General features: G+C 23.7%; 14 protein-coding genes. 3 read left to right on the top strand and 11 right to left on the bottom strand.

Going from position 1 to position 18059, the window contains the following annotated elements; all coding sequences use genetic code 11:
- Window positions 1–112: 112 nt before the first annotated feature.
- Together BGI41_RS01685 and cofH are read right to left on the bottom strand one after the other, a co-directional pair.
- Window positions 113–418, bottom strand: a complete 306-nt coding sequence (locus BGI41_RS01685) for a hypothetical protein (RefSeq protein WP_088538516.1) — start codon at window positions 416–418, stop codon at window positions 113–115.
- A 41-nt stretch (window positions 419–459) separates the two neighbouring features.
- A complete protein-coding gene (gene cofH / locus BGI41_RS01680) occupies window positions 460–1578 on the bottom strand; it encodes a 5-amino-6-(D-ribitylamino)uracil--L-tyrosine 4-hydroxyphenyl transferase CofH (protein WP_088538515.1) in 1119 nt (372 codons plus the stop codon).
- A gap of 589 nt (window positions 1579–2167) precedes the next feature.
- Between cofH and BGI41_RS01675 the strand changes: the two genes are divergently transcribed.
- Window positions 2168–2647, top strand: a complete 480-nt coding sequence (locus BGI41_RS01675) for a MarR family winged helix-turn-helix transcriptional regulator (protein WP_088538514.1) — start codon at window positions 2168–2170, stop codon at window positions 2645–2647.
- A gap of 53 nt (window positions 2648–2700) precedes the next feature.
- A complete protein-coding gene (locus BGI41_RS01670; protein WP_233126295.1) occupies window positions 2701–4089 on the top strand; it encodes an MATE family efflux transporter in 1389 nt (462 codons plus the stop codon).
- Between the two features lie 441 nt (window positions 4090–4530).
- Here BGI41_RS01670 and BGI41_RS01665 read toward each other — a convergent pair whose 3' ends face one another.
- The 3 genes from BGI41_RS01665 to hypD form a co-directional block, all read right to left on the bottom strand.
- On the bottom strand, window positions 4531–5838 hold the full coding sequence (locus tag BGI41_RS01665; protein WP_088538513.1) for a TldD/PmbA family protein: 1308 nt from the start codon (window positions 5836–5838) through the stop codon (window positions 4531–4533).
- A gap of 191 nt (window positions 5839–6029) precedes the next feature.
- The gene (locus BGI41_RS01660; protein ID WP_088538512.1) at window positions 6030–6725 is read right to left on the bottom strand and encodes a phosphoglycolate phosphatase; all 696 of its coding nucleotides are present in this window, start codon (window positions 6723–6725) and stop codon (window positions 6030–6032) included.
- Between the two features lie 274 nt (window positions 6726–6999).
- On the bottom strand, window positions 7000–8046 hold the full coding sequence (gene hypD, locus BGI41_RS01655) for a hydrogenase formation protein HypD (RefSeq protein ID WP_088538511.1): 1047 nt from the start codon (window positions 8044–8046) through the stop codon (window positions 7000–7002).
- A gap of 323 nt (window positions 8047–8369) precedes the next feature.
- Between hypD and BGI41_RS01650 the strand changes: the two genes are divergently transcribed.
- Window positions 8370–10061, top strand: a complete 1692-nt coding sequence (locus tag BGI41_RS01650; RefSeq protein WP_088538510.1) for a cytidylyltransferase domain-containing protein — start codon at window positions 8370–8372, stop codon at window positions 10059–10061.
- 431 nt (window positions 10062–10492) lie between these two features.
- On the opposite strand, the gene BGI41_RS01645 is transcribed toward BGI41_RS01650, so the two are convergent.
- From BGI41_RS01645 to BGI41_RS01620, 6 genes are all read right to left on the bottom strand, one after another.
- Window positions 10493–11929 (bottom strand): polysaccharide biosynthesis C-terminal domain-containing protein, encoded by a 1437-nt coding sequence (locus BGI41_RS01645; RefSeq protein WP_088538509.1) that lies wholly within the window; start codon window positions 11927–11929, stop codon window positions 10493–10495.
- Between the two features lie 128 nt (window positions 11930–12057).
- Window positions 12058–13488 (bottom strand): sialyltransferase, encoded by a 1431-nt coding sequence (locus BGI41_RS01640; RefSeq protein ID WP_088538508.1) that lies wholly within the window; start codon window positions 13486–13488, stop codon window positions 12058–12060.
- A 178-nt stretch (window positions 13489–13666) separates the two neighbouring features.
- Window positions 13667–14023 (bottom strand): hypothetical protein, encoded by a 357-nt coding sequence (locus BGI41_RS01635; RefSeq protein WP_088538507.1) that lies wholly within the window; start codon window positions 14021–14023, stop codon window positions 13667–13669.
- Window positions 14024–14124: 101 nt separating this feature from the next.
- Window positions 14125–15180: an N-acetylneuraminate synthase family protein gene (locus tag BGI41_RS01630; protein WP_088538506.1), complete on the bottom strand. Its 1056-nt coding sequence runs from the start codon at window positions 15178–15180 to the stop codon at window positions 14125–14127.
- Window positions 15181–15548: 368 nt separating this feature from the next.
- Complete coding sequence (gene hmdC / locus BGI41_RS01625; protein WP_088538505.1) at window positions 15549–17054, bottom strand: 5,10-methenyltetrahydromethanopterin hydrogenase cofactor biosynthesis protein HmdC; 1506 nt, start codon at window positions 17052–17054, stop codon at window positions 15549–15551.
- A 393-nt stretch (window positions 17055–17447) separates the two neighbouring features.
- Window positions 17448–17801 carry a hypothetical protein gene (locus tag BGI41_RS01620; RefSeq protein WP_088538504.1) on the bottom strand — a complete coding sequence of 118 codons (354 nt, stop codon included), beginning with the start codon at window positions 17799–17801 and terminating at the stop codon, window positions 17448–17450.
- Between the last annotated feature and the right edge of the window lie 258 nt (window positions 17802–18059).

Raw genomic sequence — 18059 nt, 5'->3', positions numbered from 1 at the left:
AAATAAAAAAACACTAAAAACAAGAAAAAAACACTTAAAAAAAGTATTCTAAATAGAATAATAAAAACTAAAAAATCTCAGAAGAAAATATATAAGAAACTATTATTTTAAATTATCTTCTAACAAAAAGAATTTCAGAAGATAATAATGATAATAAAATATCATTATCCCTACAAAAGTCATAAATTTTCTCATAGATATAAAAACTACAATCAAATTCTTTAATATCTTCTATATCTTTAGGAATAATAATTTGAAAAAGATTTATAAAATTATCTCCTTCACTTTTTACTTTAAAACTGACTTCACCGAGACCACATTCATTAGATAAAACTTTCAACTCATTTAAAATCAATTCTAAAGGATTTTCATTTTCTATAATAACAATTTCAGGTTCTATATCTTCTGGATTAACCATTTTATCACTAAAAACTAATTAAATAAAATATTTAATAGAATTTACTGTTTAACTTCATAAAACTCTGTATATTTAGTGTTTCTTTCAATAGGAGTTCTACCAAGAGCATTAATTAATTTTACAAGATCAGTGATAGAAGCATCAACACCATCAGGAGCACCACTAGCTGCAGATAATTCATCTCCACCAAGAGTTCCACCTAAATCATTTGCACCTGCAAGAAGTGAAATTTGTGCAAATCTAAAACCCATTTTTACCCAAGAAACTTGAATATTTGGAATTAAATCTTTAAACATTAATCTTGCAACAGCATAAAGTTTTAAATCTTCAACACCAGTTGCACCTAGATTTTGATGTTGTTCTAAGAAGATTGGTGAGTATTGTTGCATAAAAGTCATTGTAATAAATTCTGTAAAACCATGAGTTTCTTCTTGAACTTTTCTTAAGATATCTAATGTTTCAACACGTTCTTCCATAGTTTCAACATGTCCATACATCATTGTTGCTGAACCAACAAGTCCCTGTTTATGAGCTGCTTTAACAACTTCTACCCATTCTTTAGTAGTAACTTTTTTAGGACAAATAATTTTTCTTGATCTATCAGTTAAAATCTCTGCAGCTGTACCTGGAAGACTATCTAATCCTGCTTTTTTAAGTATTTTAAATCCTTCATCTAATGGAATTTCTGAAACTTTACATGCATCAAAAATCATAGTAGGTGAAAAACCATGAATCATAACATTTGGGAATTCTCCTTTAAGAAGTTTACATAAATGTTCATAATAATCAATATCTGCTTCAGGTAAAACTCCACCCATTACACAGAATTCACGAGCCCCATTATCAACAGCATTTTGAGCTTTTGCTAATATTTTATCATCATCTAAAATATAAGCTTCAGAATCATCTCTATCTTTACCAAATGCACAAAATCCACATCTAATTTTACAAATATTTGTAAAATTAATATTACAATTATTAATAAAAGAAACTTTATCTCCAACAATTTCATGTCTTAAATTATCAGCAGTTTCAAGTAAAGAGAAAATTTCATGTCCTTTTAAATTCATTAAATAATTCGCATCTTCAACAGACAATGGTTCATCCCACACATTGTCTAAAATATTTTTTGTTTTAGTACTTAAATCGTAAGATTTCATATTTTGTATTAATTAATTAAACATTTATAAATCTTTCTATATATTGTTCAAAAACGGGAAAGTTCCGATTAAACAAAAATGAAAAATATACAATGAAAATTATACAATATAATTTATAAAACTGTTTAAAATTTTTAAGAAAAAAAACTATTTTATTTAAAAAAAATTATTAAAATAAAAAAATTAACTTTTTATAAAAATTATAAACTATTTTTTAAATATAAATAAAATTTTTTAAAATTTTGAAATTAAATTTTAATAATTTAATAAGTTAAAGTTCAATTTTTTAAAGATATAATATAATTTTTATTCAGTAAATATATTAAAATACTAAATAAAGAAATATAATTCTTTTATTAATCTTAAATAAAGATATAAAAATCAACTGTTGACATAACAATTGTTGTTAATGCAACAGTTTATATATTACTATTTATAAAAATAAAAAACACATATTAATCTCATTAAAATTTTGAAATTAAATTAAGTAATAAGTTAAAAATAGAATTTTAAAAATAAATAAAAATTTTATATTTAAACTAATTTTAACAAGATACTCATTAATAAAAAATTAAAAAGAGGAAAAAATATGTCATTTGAAAAATTTAAAGAAGCTGATGCTTCAGAAGTTCCTATTGGAACATATGTACAAATGATTTCAAAAAGTTATTCAAAATATTTGAATCATAAATTCAATAGCATTGGATTAAATTCAACCCAAGTAAGTATTCTATTCCACATACAATTTGAGAATAATATAAATCAAGAAAAAATCTCAAAAGGATGTAATATAAACAAAGGGGCAGTAGCAAGATCTCTAAAGAAACTTGAAGATGAAGGATATCTAATTAGAGAAGTTGATGAAGATAATAGACGCCAAAATATTATTTCATTAACTAAAAAAGGAGAAGAAACCTTTAAAAAAATAAAAGAAATTTCTAGAAATTATGAATCAAGAGTTCTAAAAAATATAAATAAAGAAAGCTTAAAAGAATTAAAAGAATTATTAAAAGAAATAGCTATTGAAACTGTTTGTATAAATAATGAAATAGAAAAAAACAAAGCATGAAATCATTCTAAATTATTAAATAGTAATAAATAAAGTAAAAGGGAGGTATGTGAGTGGCTGTAAAAAATGAAAAAAATAAAAACATTGAAGTCATTACTGGAGAGCCTAAAAGAGCAATTAGAAAATTAAGTTGGCCAATGATGATTTCAATGCTACTTATTATGTTATATAACATAGCAGATAGTATTTGGGTTGCAGGACTAGGTTCTGATGCTCTTGCTGCAATAGGATTTATTACACCATTATTTATGATTTTAGTAGGTCTTGGAAACGGATTAGGGGCTGGTGCAAATTCATTGATAGCAAGATATATTGGTGCAGATAACCCAAATCAAGCAAATAATTCTGCATTACATGCAATAATACTTTCAATTATAATTTCATTAATATTTACAGTAATAATGGAAATATTTATGGAACCAATACTTGTATTAATGGGTGCAGGAAGTGCAACAAGTTATGGACTTGAATATGGATATATTATATTTGGAGCATTACTTGTATTTGTATACTCTGGAGTAGCATCTGCAATATTTAGATCTGAAGGAGATATGAAAAGATCAACATATGCAATTGCAATAACTTCAATTTTAAATATTATTCTAGATCCCGTATTTATTTACATACTTCATATGGGAATTGCAGGAGCAGCATGGGCTACTGTAATTTCTGCAATATTATCTTGTATAATAATGTCTTACTGGTTCTGGGTTAAAAAAGATTTATATCTTGATTTAAGCTTTAAAAATTTCAACTATCAAAATGGAATTGTAAAAGACACATTTCTTGTAGCAATTCCATCTACACTTGAAACTGTAATCTTTTCAATTCTTGGAATAGCAATTAATTTAATGCTTTCAATAGTTGCAGGAACTGCACAAGTAGGAGTTTATACTGCAGCAATGAGAATTGTACAACTTGCAATGATACCTCTTATGGGTATTGGAACTGCAGAAATCACTGTAGCGGGAGTAGCTTATGGTGCACATAGTTATAAAAATCTTAAAATATCCCATAGTTATTCAATAAAATTAGGATTTATATTATCAATTATTCTTGGGGCAATAATGGTAATATTCTCTAAACAAATAGCATTATTATTTAGTTATACCTCTGCAAGTGCATCACTTGCACCAAAAATTGCAACAGCAGTAAGTATTTTAAGTTTATTCGTAGTTGCAGTTCCTCATGGAATTATGTCTTCAATGATGTTTCAGGGAGTTGGTAAAGGAATAAACTCTTTAATAATCACAATACTTAGATCATTAATTCTTGAAACATTATTTGCATATTTATTATGCTTTACTTTTGGATTTGGATTAATCGGAATATATGCTGGAGTTGTACTTGGTTGTTTCCTTGGAGGAACATTTGGTTACATTTGGGCAAAAATATTTATTAATAATTATAAAAAAGAATTACATAATAAATATGAAGCTTAAATAAAATATAAAATAGTTAATATATTATTTAACTATTTTTAATCTTTTTTTAAATAGCTAATCTAGTAGTATAATTATTTTACAAAATTTATTAAAAATAAAAACTTATTTTAAAAACTTTTTTTAGATAATTAAAAGAATTTAGTAAAAAACTTATTTTAAAAAAACTAACTACACAGAAAACTAAAAAAAATCTATTTTAAAAAAAAAAATTAACTACACAAAAAATACTAAAAAACTTATTTTTTAAAAATTAGCTAAAAAAACTAAAAAATATATTTATAAAATTAATATAAAAAGAGTAAATATTTTAAAAAGGTAGTTAAAATAATAAAAAAGAATAAAAGAAATTAATAAAAAAATTATTTTAATTTAAAATATATTTTATAAAAATAGAAATTAAATAAAAATAGATTATTCTAAATAAAAAAGTAAATAGAGTTATTGACCAATAACTCTTAAAGAATTAATACCAATTTTTGGGATTACAAAGCTACCTAATTGTCTAATATCTGATTTTATACCAGTACAATCTTTTAAACAATCATATATGTTTCCACTAATCATAGCTTTTTTAACTGGTTTAGTTATTTCCCCATTTTCAATTTTAAATACATTACTTGCTTCTACAGAAAAGTCACCAGAAATTGGATTTGCTGTATGTGCACCTAAAACACTATTTACAATAATACCTTCATCAATTTCAGAAATATCCTCATTTTCATCAAAATCAAATATTACATTTGAAGTTCCTACACTTGGAATTCCTGCATATGAACCTCTAAATCCATTTGAAGTACTTTCAGTATTTCCTTTATTAGCATTGTAAATATCAAATATAAAGTTTTTTAATACTCCATTTTCTACAATACTTGTTTTTTGTGAAGGTGTACCTTCTCCATCACAAATACCTGATAAAAGACCACCTTCATAAGTATTATCATCATAAATAGATAATTTAGGACTCATTATTTCTTTTCCAATTTTATCTGCTAAAATGGATCTTCCACGTAAAACATTATCTCCACTAATTCCATTTAAGAAATTATTCAATAAACCTGCAGCAGCATGATAATCTAATATTACTGGCATGTCTTTAGTTTCAATAGCTTCACCATGAAGTGAATCTTTTGCTAATTTACATACATCTCTTGCAAGTTTTTCACCATCAAGATTAAATTTACACATAGATTCTCCATCATATGCATTTGATAATTCACCATTATCAGTAACATTTACTGCAATATATCCTCCAAAAGCAGTAGATTTATCATAAGCTTCAAGACCATTAGAATTTACAATTAATGATTCTCCTTTAGCAACTGAAAATCCACCAGAACTTACTTGACATTTTTCATCAGATACAACATCAAAGATATTATTTAAATATTCTGTTCTCTCATCAAGTGAAATATCATCAATTCTTTTATCATATAATCCTTTAACTGGTTTAAATTTACTATTAGGTGCAAAACCAAAATTTTTATCTTCTTCATTAATTTTAGAATTAAGATAAGCTTGTTTTGCAGTTTGTGCAATTTCATCAATATTACTTGTATAAGCATGCCCTAATTTATTATCTTTAAGTATGCTTATTCCTATACCGACCTGAATTTCTTCTTTTGCAAAATTAAGTTCAGTTTTTTCAGCACTTAATTCTATTCCATTTGATTGACTAATATAAATTTCATAATCATCAGCATATTTTGAAACTTCAGAAATAGCTTTTTGTGATAATTCATTTAACATAAAATTCCTTCTAAAATAATTTTTATTAAAATAAATGATTGAATTAAAATTTATTAATTAATATACATATAAATTATCTATTTTATATAAATAAATAGCTTAACCAAAAATAAAAATATTTCAATAATTAATACATTACTACAAATTAATTATTTAGCTTCACTACTTATTTTATAAATAGCTTTTTAAAACTACTTATCTAATACAAATTTATAAATAGCTTCACTTACTCCATCACCATATTTATTATTACAAACATAATCTGCAATATTTTTAAGTCTTTCATCTGCATTTGCAACAGCTACTTTAAAACCACAAACTTTTAAAAATTCAATATCATTTTCACTGTCACCAATACCCATAACATTATCTACAGAAATATTTAACCATTTTAATAATTCAATAAGTGAAGAACCTTTATTCACATTAGGATCTGTAATATGTAATGCAAATCCACTATCATATACAGTAACATTATAATCTTTAACAATTTCTGCAACTTGGTCCCTTGTAACATTATCTTTATAATAACATTTCTCAGCTACTCTAAATTTATTATCACTAGATACCATAATATTAGGAAGTTCTTTAATTAAATGTTCATGAGCTTTATTAACTTCAGTTTTATCACCAAAGATTAAAAGTTCATTATTATTTTCATATTCTTTAAATATACCTCCACCATTTTCAAATACAATACCACCACTAGATCCAATAAATATCTCTGCAGCATATGCAAAATCTGCAACATTACCTGTAACAATGATTGTTGGTATACCTTTATCCTCAGCTTCCCTAATTGCTTTCATTGCAGATATACATAATCTTCTATGATTATCTGTAATTGTTCCATCAATATCTACAGCAATTGCTTTTATATTTACCATAATATGCCTCATTATTGTTAAAATAAATATTTACTAAATTAAAAAATGATTAAAGATTTAACTATATAAAAATTAAAAGTTTAAAATTCTGTTTAATTATATAAATTAAAAAACTTAAACTTAAAAGATTAAAAAATCAAGTAAGAAATCATTTTCTAATAAAAATATAAAGTAAAAGTTTTAATTAATCAGAACTATACCAATATACAATATCACATCTTAATCTTAATTAATCAGAACTATACCAATATACAATATCACATCTTAATCTTAATTAATCAGAACTGTACCTATATGCAATATTACATGTTCCTTCTTTAGATACCATACATGCACCAATTGGGTGAAGTGGATTACATTCATGTCTAAATAATCTACAGTCAGTAGGTCTTTTTAAACCTCTTAAAATTGGGCCGCAAATACATCCTTTAGGTGCATCTTTAACATCTTTAACTTCAATATCAAATTTTTCACGTGCATTATATTGTGAAAATTCATCTTTTACTTCAAGAATTGAATTAGGAATTTTTGGGAAACCTCTCCATTCCCTACTACCAACTTTAAATACTTCTTTCATAGCTTCTTGAGCAATAGTATTTCCTTCATAACGTACAGCACGTTTATATTCATTTTCTATTTTTGGTTCTCCTCTATGAACTTGACGAAGAATCATATATACTGCCATTAAAATATCAAGAGGATTAAATCCTGCAGTAACTTGAGGTATACCATAATCTTTTGAGAAATGTTCAAAAGGTTTATTACCAATAATAGTACAAACATGACCTGGTTCAATAAGTGCATTTAAATTTGTTTGACCTGAATTAATTAACCAGTCAATTGCAGGAGAAATTAATCTATGACATGATAAAATTGAAAAGTTTTCAGGTGGCTTATTTAATATCTCTGAAGCAGTAGTTGGTGCAGTAGTTTCAAATCCTGCAGAAATAAATACTACTTCTTTATCAGTTTTTTCTGCTATTTCTACAGCACGATTAATACCATAAACTACTCTTACATCCCCACCTTCAGCTTTTTTATCTGCAAGAGAAGAAGTAGAACCTGGAACTCTTAACATATCTCCAAAAGTAGTTATAATAGCTCCTTTTTCTAATAATTGAATACTTTCATCAATTTCTCTTGATGGTACAACACATACTGGACAACCTGGACCTGCAACAATTTCAACTTCAGGAGGAAGTAAACTTCTAATACCATTTTCCATAATAGTATGTTCATGTGATCCACATACATGCATAATTTTAATTGGCACTGCTAAATCATTTATACGACTAATAAGTTCTTTAGACATGTTTTTCATTATATACACCAAAAAGTTTTATTTTTATTAAAAACTTTAAAATTAATATTTAAGTCCTATTATATTCTGTAATAATTAATATAAAAATCTAAAAATAACTTAAGAATTCTACTTTAAATTATAAAAATTTAAAATAAACTTAAGAATTTTAATAAATTTAATTAATAATCATATTATATTATGTTATTTAAATGTTTTAAAATTTTATATAAAATCTTAATAAAACCATGTTTAAACAAATTTAAAAAAATAATTAAGTTTTAATAAGTTAATGTTAATAAATATAGATATATTTAATTATAAAAAAATTATAGGTTTTTCTAATGTACAAGAATAAACAAGTTATTGTAATTATCCCTGCTAGAGGAGGATCTAAAAGTATCCCTAGAAAGAATATACGATTTTTAGGAGACAAACCTTTAGTAGCACATGTAATTGATACTGTTAAACAATCAAAATATGTTGATAAATTAATAGTTTCAACAGATGATACAAAGATACAATTAATCGCACATCAATATGGAGCAGAAACACAATTTAGAAGTCCTAAACTTGCAGAAGATGATGTTCCACTTGATCCAGTAATATATGATGCTGTTGAAAAAGAAGAAAAAAAGTTAATGGATGAATTTGATATTGTAATTACAGTTCAACCAACTTCACCACTACTTAAAACAGAAACTCTAGATTATGCAATTAAACAATTAATAGATAATGATTTTGATACAATTATAAGTGTATATGATGATAGAGGTTTAAGTTGGGGATATGATGAAGAAACTCAATCATTTTATCCATTATACAAAGAAAGATTAAATAGACAATATTTACCTAAAACCTATAGAGAAACTGGTGCAATTCTTGGTTCAAAAAGAAGTTGTATAAATGAAAATACTCGTATTGGAGATAATATTGGTTTAATTGAAATATCTAAAGAAGAAAGTATAGATATTGATAATTATGAGGACTGGTGGGTTGCAGAAAAAATATTAAATAAAAAAAGAATAATTCTTAAAACTGATGCAACAAATATTATTGGAACTGGCCATGTTTATAGATGTCTTTCATTAGCATCAAAACTTACAAATCATGATGTTATGTTTTTACTTGATGAGAATAAACCTCTTGGAATTGAACTTGTAAGTGAAAATAATTATCAATATATGACTCATGATGGAGATACTGATTTAATAGAAAAAATCATGGAATTTAATCCAGATATTGTTATAAATGATATATTAAATACTGATGTTAATTACATGAAACAATTAAAAGATTTAGGCTATTTTATTGTTAATTTTGAAGATATTGGTGAAGGAACAAAATATGCTAATGTTATATTTGATGCATTATATGAACATCAAAATAATATTCCAAATCTTTACTCTGGACCTAATTATTATATATTAAGAGGAGAATTCTATTATCAACCATTCAAACATTTAAAAGAAGATGTTACTGAAGTTCTTTTAACCTTTGGTGGAACAGATCCAAATAATCTTACAGAAAAAACATTAGATGCAATACTTGCTACTGGATATAATAAGAGTATTACAGTAATTCTTGGACTTGGTTATCCAAATAAAGAAGATTTTGAATCAAAATATGAAAATAATATTAATGTAAGAGTACTTAAAAATGTAAAGAATATGAGTCAATATATGTATAATGCTGATATAATATTTACATCTGCAGGAAGAACAATGTATGAAGTTGCTTCTGTTGGTGTTCCTTGTATCTGTTTATGTCAAAATGAAAGAGAACTTACACATGTATTTGGAAATAGAGATAATGGATTTATAAATCTTGGTCTTGGAATAAATGTTAAAGATGAAGAAATTATGAATACATTTGTAAATCTTGTTAATAATTTCGATTTAAGAAAAGAACTTGGAAAAAATATGAGATACATTGATTTAAAACATGGATATGAAAATATTAACAATGTACTACATATAAAATATAAAGAATTTAAAAAAGATAAAAAATTAAGAGAAAATGAAGAACATAATTAAATAAAAGTATAAGTACATTAGTATTAGCTATTTTTAAAAAAATAGCTATTAAAAAAGAAAAACAATTATATAATAAGATATAAAATTAGTATCAAATAGCTATATAGAATAAATTGGAAAAAATAGGTGACACAATTATTTATCCAATTAATTCTATTTACTTTAAGGTATTAGTCTCTATTTTTTTTAATTTACTATTAAATTTAAAAATATTTTAATTTTAATAGTTTTACGTGTTTCTTAAATAATTTAAAATATTATTTAATTAAATGAAGTTAATATTTTAATATAATTTATTAAATTATTAGTAATACTTTTTTTAATTAACTTCATACTAGATTATATATACCATTATATAAATACTTTTTTATAAAAAAGTAATACTTTTTAAAAAATATAAAAATAAAATAATTTAAAAAAAGGTAAAATAATTAAATAATAGATTTAATCATATTAATCTCTTTTTTACTAATTGTTCTAAAAGCTAAAATTAAAACAAAGTAAATTAAAGCACCGAATATTGAAACAAGTATAATATTAATTATTCCAATAGGATTTAATAAATAAACAACAAGTCCCATAATAAGTGAAGCAATAATAATCTTTATAGAAGACTTATGTTCATATGGTAATGGCATATACCTTTTTGACACAATAGTAGTTACTGAAAATGCAAATATATAACAAATTAGAGTTGCAATTGCAGCACCTAATATACCAAATTTTGGAACAAATAAAATATTAACTATAATATTTAATATAGCAACAAAAATCCATAATTTACCAAGTATTTTAGTATTTTTCTCTAAAATAAGAATATTATTAGTAATACCATAAATTCCCATAAACAATGCACCTAAAGCAACAAATGGAGTTACTATAAAACCTTTTTGAGCAATATCAAATGTAGTAATACTTAATAAAAGTGATTTTGAAAGTACACTTAAACCTACAGCAGCAGGAACTGTTAAAAGTAAATAATATTTCATTGAATACTTCAAATACTTATTAACCTCATCAATATCTCCTTTTTCAAAGTATTCAGGAAGTACTGCAGGAAGTAAAACTGCAAATGGGCTTAAAAACATTAAAAGAATACTTCCAAGAGCATAACCTGGAGAATAACAACCTACTGCAGCAGTACCTAAAATAATACTTATTACATACTTATCTGAAGAATCAACAACCCAACTAGAAATATTACTTGGTACTGTTGGAAGTGCAAATTTAATCTCATCTTTTAAAGTACTAAATTTAAATCCAAAACCTAAATTATGTAGAATATTAATTACCATCATTAAAAATACTGCAAAATATCCAGTGAATAATCCCCATGCAACAGTTTCTATTGGATAATGAGACATTGTAAGATAAATACAAACAAATACTCCAATATAACTTTGAAGAACAAGATATAAAGAATATTTTTTCATTTTCTTTATAGTTCTATAATAAGAAATTAACATGAGATTTATACATGCAAAAAATGATATTATAACTGTAATCCTAAGAATAGTCACATTTCCATTAAACAAGCTATTTGCTAAAGTTTGTGCAAATATTAAAAATATACTACAAATAATAATTGTTGAAATAGTTGTAGTTGTAATCATTGGATAAAATGATTCTTTAAATTTTGTTTTATCAGTTTCTGCAGATAAAAATCTTACCATAGTATAAGGCAATCCTAAATTTGCAATATTAGGTAATAAAGCTACAGTAGTTAAAATTTGTGACCACATTCCATATTCTGCAGTTGTAAATGATTTAGTGATAATTGGAATGAAAATAAGACTACTTAAAGATATTAATATATTTGTAATACCTACAAGTCCAATTCTTTGAACAAATCTTTTATATTCAAGCAATATATCACCATTTAATTAAATAAAATAAGTTTAAATTATTATACTTATTAAATTATAAAAAATAATAAAATAAGTTTACTATTTATATTATAATTATTCAATTATAAAAAATAATAAGATATTATAAATTAACTATTTAAAATCTTATTAAATAATTCTTTATCAAATGATTTAAAGAAATAATTTTTATTATAATCATTTGGTTTAAAATTAATATTATCAAATAAATCTTTAGGAGAATCAACTTTTTTTACAATATTCTTTTCTATAAGTGTATCTAAATATTCTATTCCTGGAAGATTTACAATATAAGTTATACAATCAAACTGTAAACCTTCATAAATTCCAGTAGAAAATGCACCAACTTGATATTTACTTTCTGCAAATAACTTATAAAGAGGAGTTTTACTATTATCAATAACTATAAATTTATCACTTTTTATAGCATTTACAAGTTCAGGGTAATTTTCTTTCCAATTTGAATATTCTCCAGGATGAAGTTTATAAATAATTTTAAAATCTTTATTTTCATTATTTATAATTTTCAAAAGTTCAAAAGCAAATTTAGATAAATATTTGCCAATTACTCCTTGAGATATAAAAAGAAACTGGTTATCTTTTTTAGCTATTTTTTTAAATTTCTTAGAATTTTCTTCAAAATAAGAAAAACCTATTGCCTGTATATTCTCTTTTTTTATTGGATAATTACATGAATCTTTCCAATATTCTCCAAAACTAAGTAATTTATCTGGGAAATATTTAATTATCCTATTATCTAATACTTTTTCATTAGGATATGAATAACCCATATGATATTTACTTATAGTACCATGTTGTAATTCATAAACAGGAATATCTAAATCATGACATGCTGCAACAAGAGCTTTATTTTCATAAGCAACAACTAAATAAACTTGTTTAGGTTTACGTTTAATTAATAATTTTTTATATTCATTATAATCATATTTAAAATTAAGAATATGATTTTCTATAATTTGTTTAAGATTAATATTAATATTATAAACCTCTTTAATTTCACTTTCAAGATTTTCAATTAAATCTAATTCATTATCTGTAAAATTTAATTTATTTGTTTTTTTATAGAAATAAGATCCAAGAAGTATTCTATCATTATACTTTATATTATCAGATTTCTCAGTATAATGTTTATTTAAATATGGAGATTCTATAATTTCATAGGATTTATTATCTTCTTTAATATAATCTTGTAAAAAATAAGAGTAAATATCAATATATTTATTATTATATAATACTTTTCTTGGATGATCAAAGATTAAAATATCTTTATGATAATTTTTACTTAATGGATTAGATAATAAGCTATTTTTAATAAAAGGTAAAAATGTTTTAATCTTATCTACAATAGATAAAGATTTTTGTTGTGGAGATTCAAAAGTATTTAATTTCTTTGTAATATCATAATATAAATACATTCTAATAATCTGCCAGAAATATACTCCTTGTATATTTCTATGATTTAAATTGTATTTTTCTTCAATTTTAAAAAAATTATCTCCAATATCTTTTACTGTATGCATATTTAAATCTCCATAAACTTTAAAATATTATTAATAAATCCAATATTAAGCTAATATAAACTAAAAGTAATACTACATCTTAAACATCTTAGTTAATAAAAACCATATATTCAAATTAAATAATAATAAATACAAAACGCAATAATTAAATTTAAAATAATAATTTCTAAACTTTTAATTAATATTTAAACATAAAAAATGCTCTTTTAGCATCACCACAATAATTAGCAGATACTAAATTATCAATTTTCTTTTCAAAAGCTATTTTAAAATCCATTGAGGGAACCTTTCTAAATTTTATCATTAAACCTGCATCAAATTTCATATGAACATCAAAGTCAGATAAAAATTTTCTTTTTTTAAGTCCCATATCCATTAAAATATTTTCAACAACACGAATTACATCACTTTGTGCTAAAACAATTTCTGATTGAATATTATTTAATTCATCTTCATTTTCTTCTTTATTTTTAGATAATTCCCTTTGTTTAGATAATAAATCTAAATAATTATCAATCTCCGGATAATTTCCCATAATCTCACCATTATCAACACAATTTAAAAAAATAAACCCATACCTATCAGATTACTAAAGCACAACTTAAAAAAACCCACAATAAAATCTAATTTATCAGATTATTTGAGCATATTAAATTCTATTATATCATCTGCTTTAATATTAATTATTGCTTTTTTACCAATAATCTCATTAATTTTATTTGGAGATATTCCAGAACCTGGACGTTTATAAGTTAAATCACTTTCTTTAATAATATTACCTTTAGGAATATCATATTTAGCAATAATTGAACGTCTTGCTTGTAACCTTGATTCTTTTTCACATTCTAATGGAACTTTTTCATATTGTCCATTGATTTTATTTATAAATTCTATATTTCTTTTAAATTTACGTACATCATTTGGATCCATTGCATGATAATGATCATTACCTTTTAAAGTTTTATCTAAAGTAAAATGTTTTTCAATAATCTTTGCACCATAAAGATAAGCAGTAGTTAAAGTTAACATTTCATCATCAGGTTTAGTATGATCAGAATATCCAATTTCAAATTCAGGATAAGATTCTTTAAGATTTTTAATCATTAAAAGATTTGCATCTTCATAATTTGTTGGATATGAAAGTACACAATGAAGTAAACCAATTTCAATATCTGAATCAACAGTTCTAATTGCATTTATTGCCTCATCAACTTCTTTCATATAAGATGCACCTGTTGATAATATAATTGGTTTTTTCTTAGTAGCTATTTTTTTAATAAAAGGTATATTATTTAAATCAGATGATGAAATTTTATATACATCCATAAACTTATCAAGATAATTTACACTTTCAAAATCAAAAGGAGTTGATAAAAATAGTATTCCAATTTCATTACAATAATTAGCTAATTCATGATATTCATTTTCCCCAAATGAATCAAATTTTTTAAATAATTCAAATTGACTTTTAGTTGGTTCTTCATTTAAATCCCAATATGCTGGTGAATTACGGCTTGCTATTGTTTCTGCTTTATATGATTGGAATTTTACTCCATCACAACCAGCATCTTTTGCTTCTTTTATCATCAATTTTGCAGCATCCATGTTTGAAATATTTTCTTTCTTAGCAATATCATAATAATTAACACCAATCTCTGCAATTAAAAATGGTTCAGTTTTAAATATACTCAATTAATACACCTTCTAAATCTGAAATAGTTTTAAAATCACTTTTAGTTTTATTATTTAAATAATATTAATATTTCTTAAATTTCTAAAATTAAACTTTAATTAAAAAAAATATATTATTAAATTCATATAAACTAAAAAGAAAATTAAAATGATAATAATAAATATAAACCTGTAATAATACATACAAAAGTTAAATATTAATTAAATAAGAATAAAAATAAAATTAAAGAGAATAATAATAAAAAATACGAAAAAACAATAGAAAAATAAAATACACTAAAATAAAAAAAAACACGAAATGAATTCAAAAAATAAACATATTAAAATAAAAAAAATAAAAAAAGTAAAACACTTAAAAAAAAATAAAATTAGAATAATGTTATAGCATCAGGAACTGATCTTAACATTGCATCATGGATTGGTCTCATTGTAGAAGTAATAACTGAAGTATCAACATTTTCTGCCATTGCTTTATCATCCCCATGAGCAGGTATAATATTAGCATTAAGACAAGATTGTAAATTATTAACAGTTACTTTTTCAATCCAAGGATCAATATCAGATATAGTAATCTCATCAATACCTTGTTTATCTAATTCTTGAGCAAGTGCCCATGAAACGAAACGTCCACCAAGTAAACCAATTTTATTACCATTTACTTTAGAAGCTATACCTTCAACATCATCTTTAATTTTAAGATTTTTATACATTTTAGCATTTACCATTGTAGCCCAATGAGCATCTCCAAGATTAAAGTCTCCAATTTTATTTGGATATATTTTATCAGGACCTACTATTTTTACAGTTCTTGCAATAGAAAGCATTTCATTTCTACCAATAGGTAAATCATATGAAGAAGGAACTTCTTCTTTAATAATTTTCAATACACGTGGAAGACCGAATTTACCTCTTTTTGCTGTACCTGGTTCATAACCACACATATAACCATGATGATTTTTAGGAAAACCAGTGATAATCATATTTAAACCAGCTCTAAGACCAATTCTACATTCATGTTCATATGCCCCATTAGTTGCAACAACTCCTCCAGGAGTTAAAATTCTAGCTGCAGCAATAGTTCTTGCATATGCTTCAGTTGTATCTTTAGCTCTATTAAATGGTCCACCTTCAATAACAAAAACATCAGTACCAAGATTCATAGCTGCTTCAAAACCAGTTATAACATCATCATAACCATCACCAACAAACATGATAGTTTCAAGACCTTTACCATATTTTTTAGCAAGATCAACTACATCTTTAGCTTCATTAATTGGTGCTGCATGTGCTTCACCAGTTTGTTGCATTGAAACATTAACTGCTACAGATGAAGATAATTTTACCCATTCTTCTTTATCTTCTAATTGAGATAATTCTTTATCAATAAGACGTTCATGAATTCTTCCTCTAGGACATTCTTTAAACCCTGGTCCTTGATTATAACAATCACCACCACATCCAGTAATTGGTCTTGGGAATCTCATTGCACCATTAATACCAAAGTGATCTAAATCAAGTGGAACATCAACAGCATCATAAACTTCTTGCATAACTTCTAAACCAGTTTTACCAAAACGTTCACCAATATCTGCAAATGCATATGCACATATATGAATTGGAGTACCTAATTTATTTGCTAAATAACAATTACCTATTAAATCAATTTCTTCTAAATCAGAAGCACAAGTTCCAACAACAGCTTCAGTAATATCACAACCAAGAGGAAATTTCTTAAAATTTGAACCTAATTTTAAAACATCATCAAGTGGTAATTGACTAATTGCATCAACTACTTCAGTAACATCTTTTTCAGCTTTAGATAATTCTAAAGCAGCATCCATATCATTTACAGCCTCTTTAACTAAATCATACATTATAATCACGTATTTAATTTTTAAGATAATTGTTTACTATTTAAAATTTTTAAATGAAATTTTATATTATATACATTTATACTCTATGTGAATATTTATAATTTTATAAATGATTCTAATAAAAACAAACAAAATATTAAAAATTAAGTTTTTAAAATATTTTAAAAAATTATTATTCAAAATTAAAAAAATAAAAAAAAACAAACATAATAAGAAAAAAAACAATCCAACTATAAAAAAACAAACCCATAAGAAAAAAAACAAAAACTGAAAAAACAATAAAAAACATGAAAAACAATCAAAAAAAATTAAAAATTAAAAATAATCAAAAATTTAGAAATAAAATAAGACATTAAAAATTAAAAATTAAATAAAAAAGGTAAAAGATGTAAATTAAGCTACATCTTGGAATTTACCTTCTTTTCTTTCTTTATATATTTCTGGATACTTTTCAGCATATTCTGATTCACTCATATAATGTTTTTCACCATTAACCATTTCATAATAAGTATCATTATTATTTAAACTGGATTTATCTGAAGATACAAGTGAATCAGATCCATTATTAGAATTGCTAGAATTAGAATTTACTGTAGAATTATTAATAGTGAGATTAGTAGCATTAGTAGTATTATTAGTAGTTAAATTAGTATCCTCAAATGAAGGGTTTAAACTAAATGAATATACTCCAACACAAGCAATTATAACTAGAATCACTATTAATATTAATAATATTTTTCTATCCATTATAATCAACTCTCTTTTAATAAAATATCTACATATTCATATATCATTAAGTATGTAGATACAAAATAGATTATAAACAATTAATTATATAAATTTTTCTAGAATGTTTAAATAAAAATAGAAAAAATAAACAAAATCAATTGATAAAGAATATATAATTAAAATAAATTAAACTTTATTTAAAAAATAAATTTAAAAATCCTTTAATAATTTATATTATAATTAAAAAACTTAAGATTTAAATTTATAATTATAAAT

This window comes from Methanobrevibacter sp. 87.7, from assembly GCF_002208625.1.
Lineage (GTDB): Archaea > Methanobacteriota > Methanobacteria > Methanobacteriales > Methanobacteriaceae > Methanarmilla.
The sequence above is the reverse complement of the archived record's forward strand: the minus strand, read 5'-3'. Positions and strand labels throughout refer to the sequence as shown.

What these genes read in the sequence shown, in the direction of transcription:
- BGI41_RS01685 (WP_088538516.1), bottom strand. Translation starts at nt 418, where the DNA reads ATGGTTAATCCAGAAGATATAGAACCTGAAATTGTTATTATAGAAAAT.
- cofH (WP_088538515.1), bottom strand. Translation starts at nt 1,578, where the DNA reads ATGAAATCTTACGATTTAAGTACTAAAACAAAAAATATTTTAGACAAT.
- BGI41_RS01675 (WP_088538514.1), top strand. Translation starts at nt 2,168, where the DNA reads ATGTCATTTGAAAAATTTAAAGAAGCTGATGCTTCAGAAGTTCCTATT.
- BGI41_RS01665 (WP_088538513.1), bottom strand. Translation starts at nt 5,838, where the DNA reads ATGTTAAATGAATTATCACAAAAAGCTATTTCTGAAGTTTCAAAATAT.
- BGI41_RS01660 (WP_088538512.1), bottom strand. Translation starts at nt 6,725, where the DNA reads ATGGTAAATATAAAAGCAATTGCTGTAGATATTGATGGAACAATTACA.
- hypD (WP_088538511.1), bottom strand. Translation starts at nt 8,046, where the DNA reads ATGAAAAACATGTCTAAAGAACTTATTAGTCGTATAAATGATTTAGCA.
- BGI41_RS01650 (WP_088538510.1), top strand. Translation starts at nt 8,370, where the DNA reads ATGTACAAGAATAAACAAGTTATTGTAATTATCCCTGCTAGAGGAGGA.
- BGI41_RS01640 (WP_088538508.1), bottom strand. Translation starts at nt 13,488, where the DNA reads ATGCATACAGTAAAAGATATTGGAGATAATTTTTTTAAAATTGAAGAA.
- BGI41_RS01635 (WP_088538507.1), bottom strand. Translation starts at nt 14,023, where the DNA reads ATGGGAAATTATCCGGAGATTGATAATTATTTAGATTTATTATCTAAA.
- hmdC (WP_088538505.1), bottom strand. Translation starts at nt 17,054, where the DNA reads ATGTATGATTTAGTTAAAGAGGCTGTAAATGATATGGATGCTGCTTTA.
- BGI41_RS01620 (WP_088538504.1), bottom strand. Translation starts at nt 17,801, where the DNA reads ATGGATAGAAAAATATTATTAATATTAATAGTGATTCTAGTTATAATT.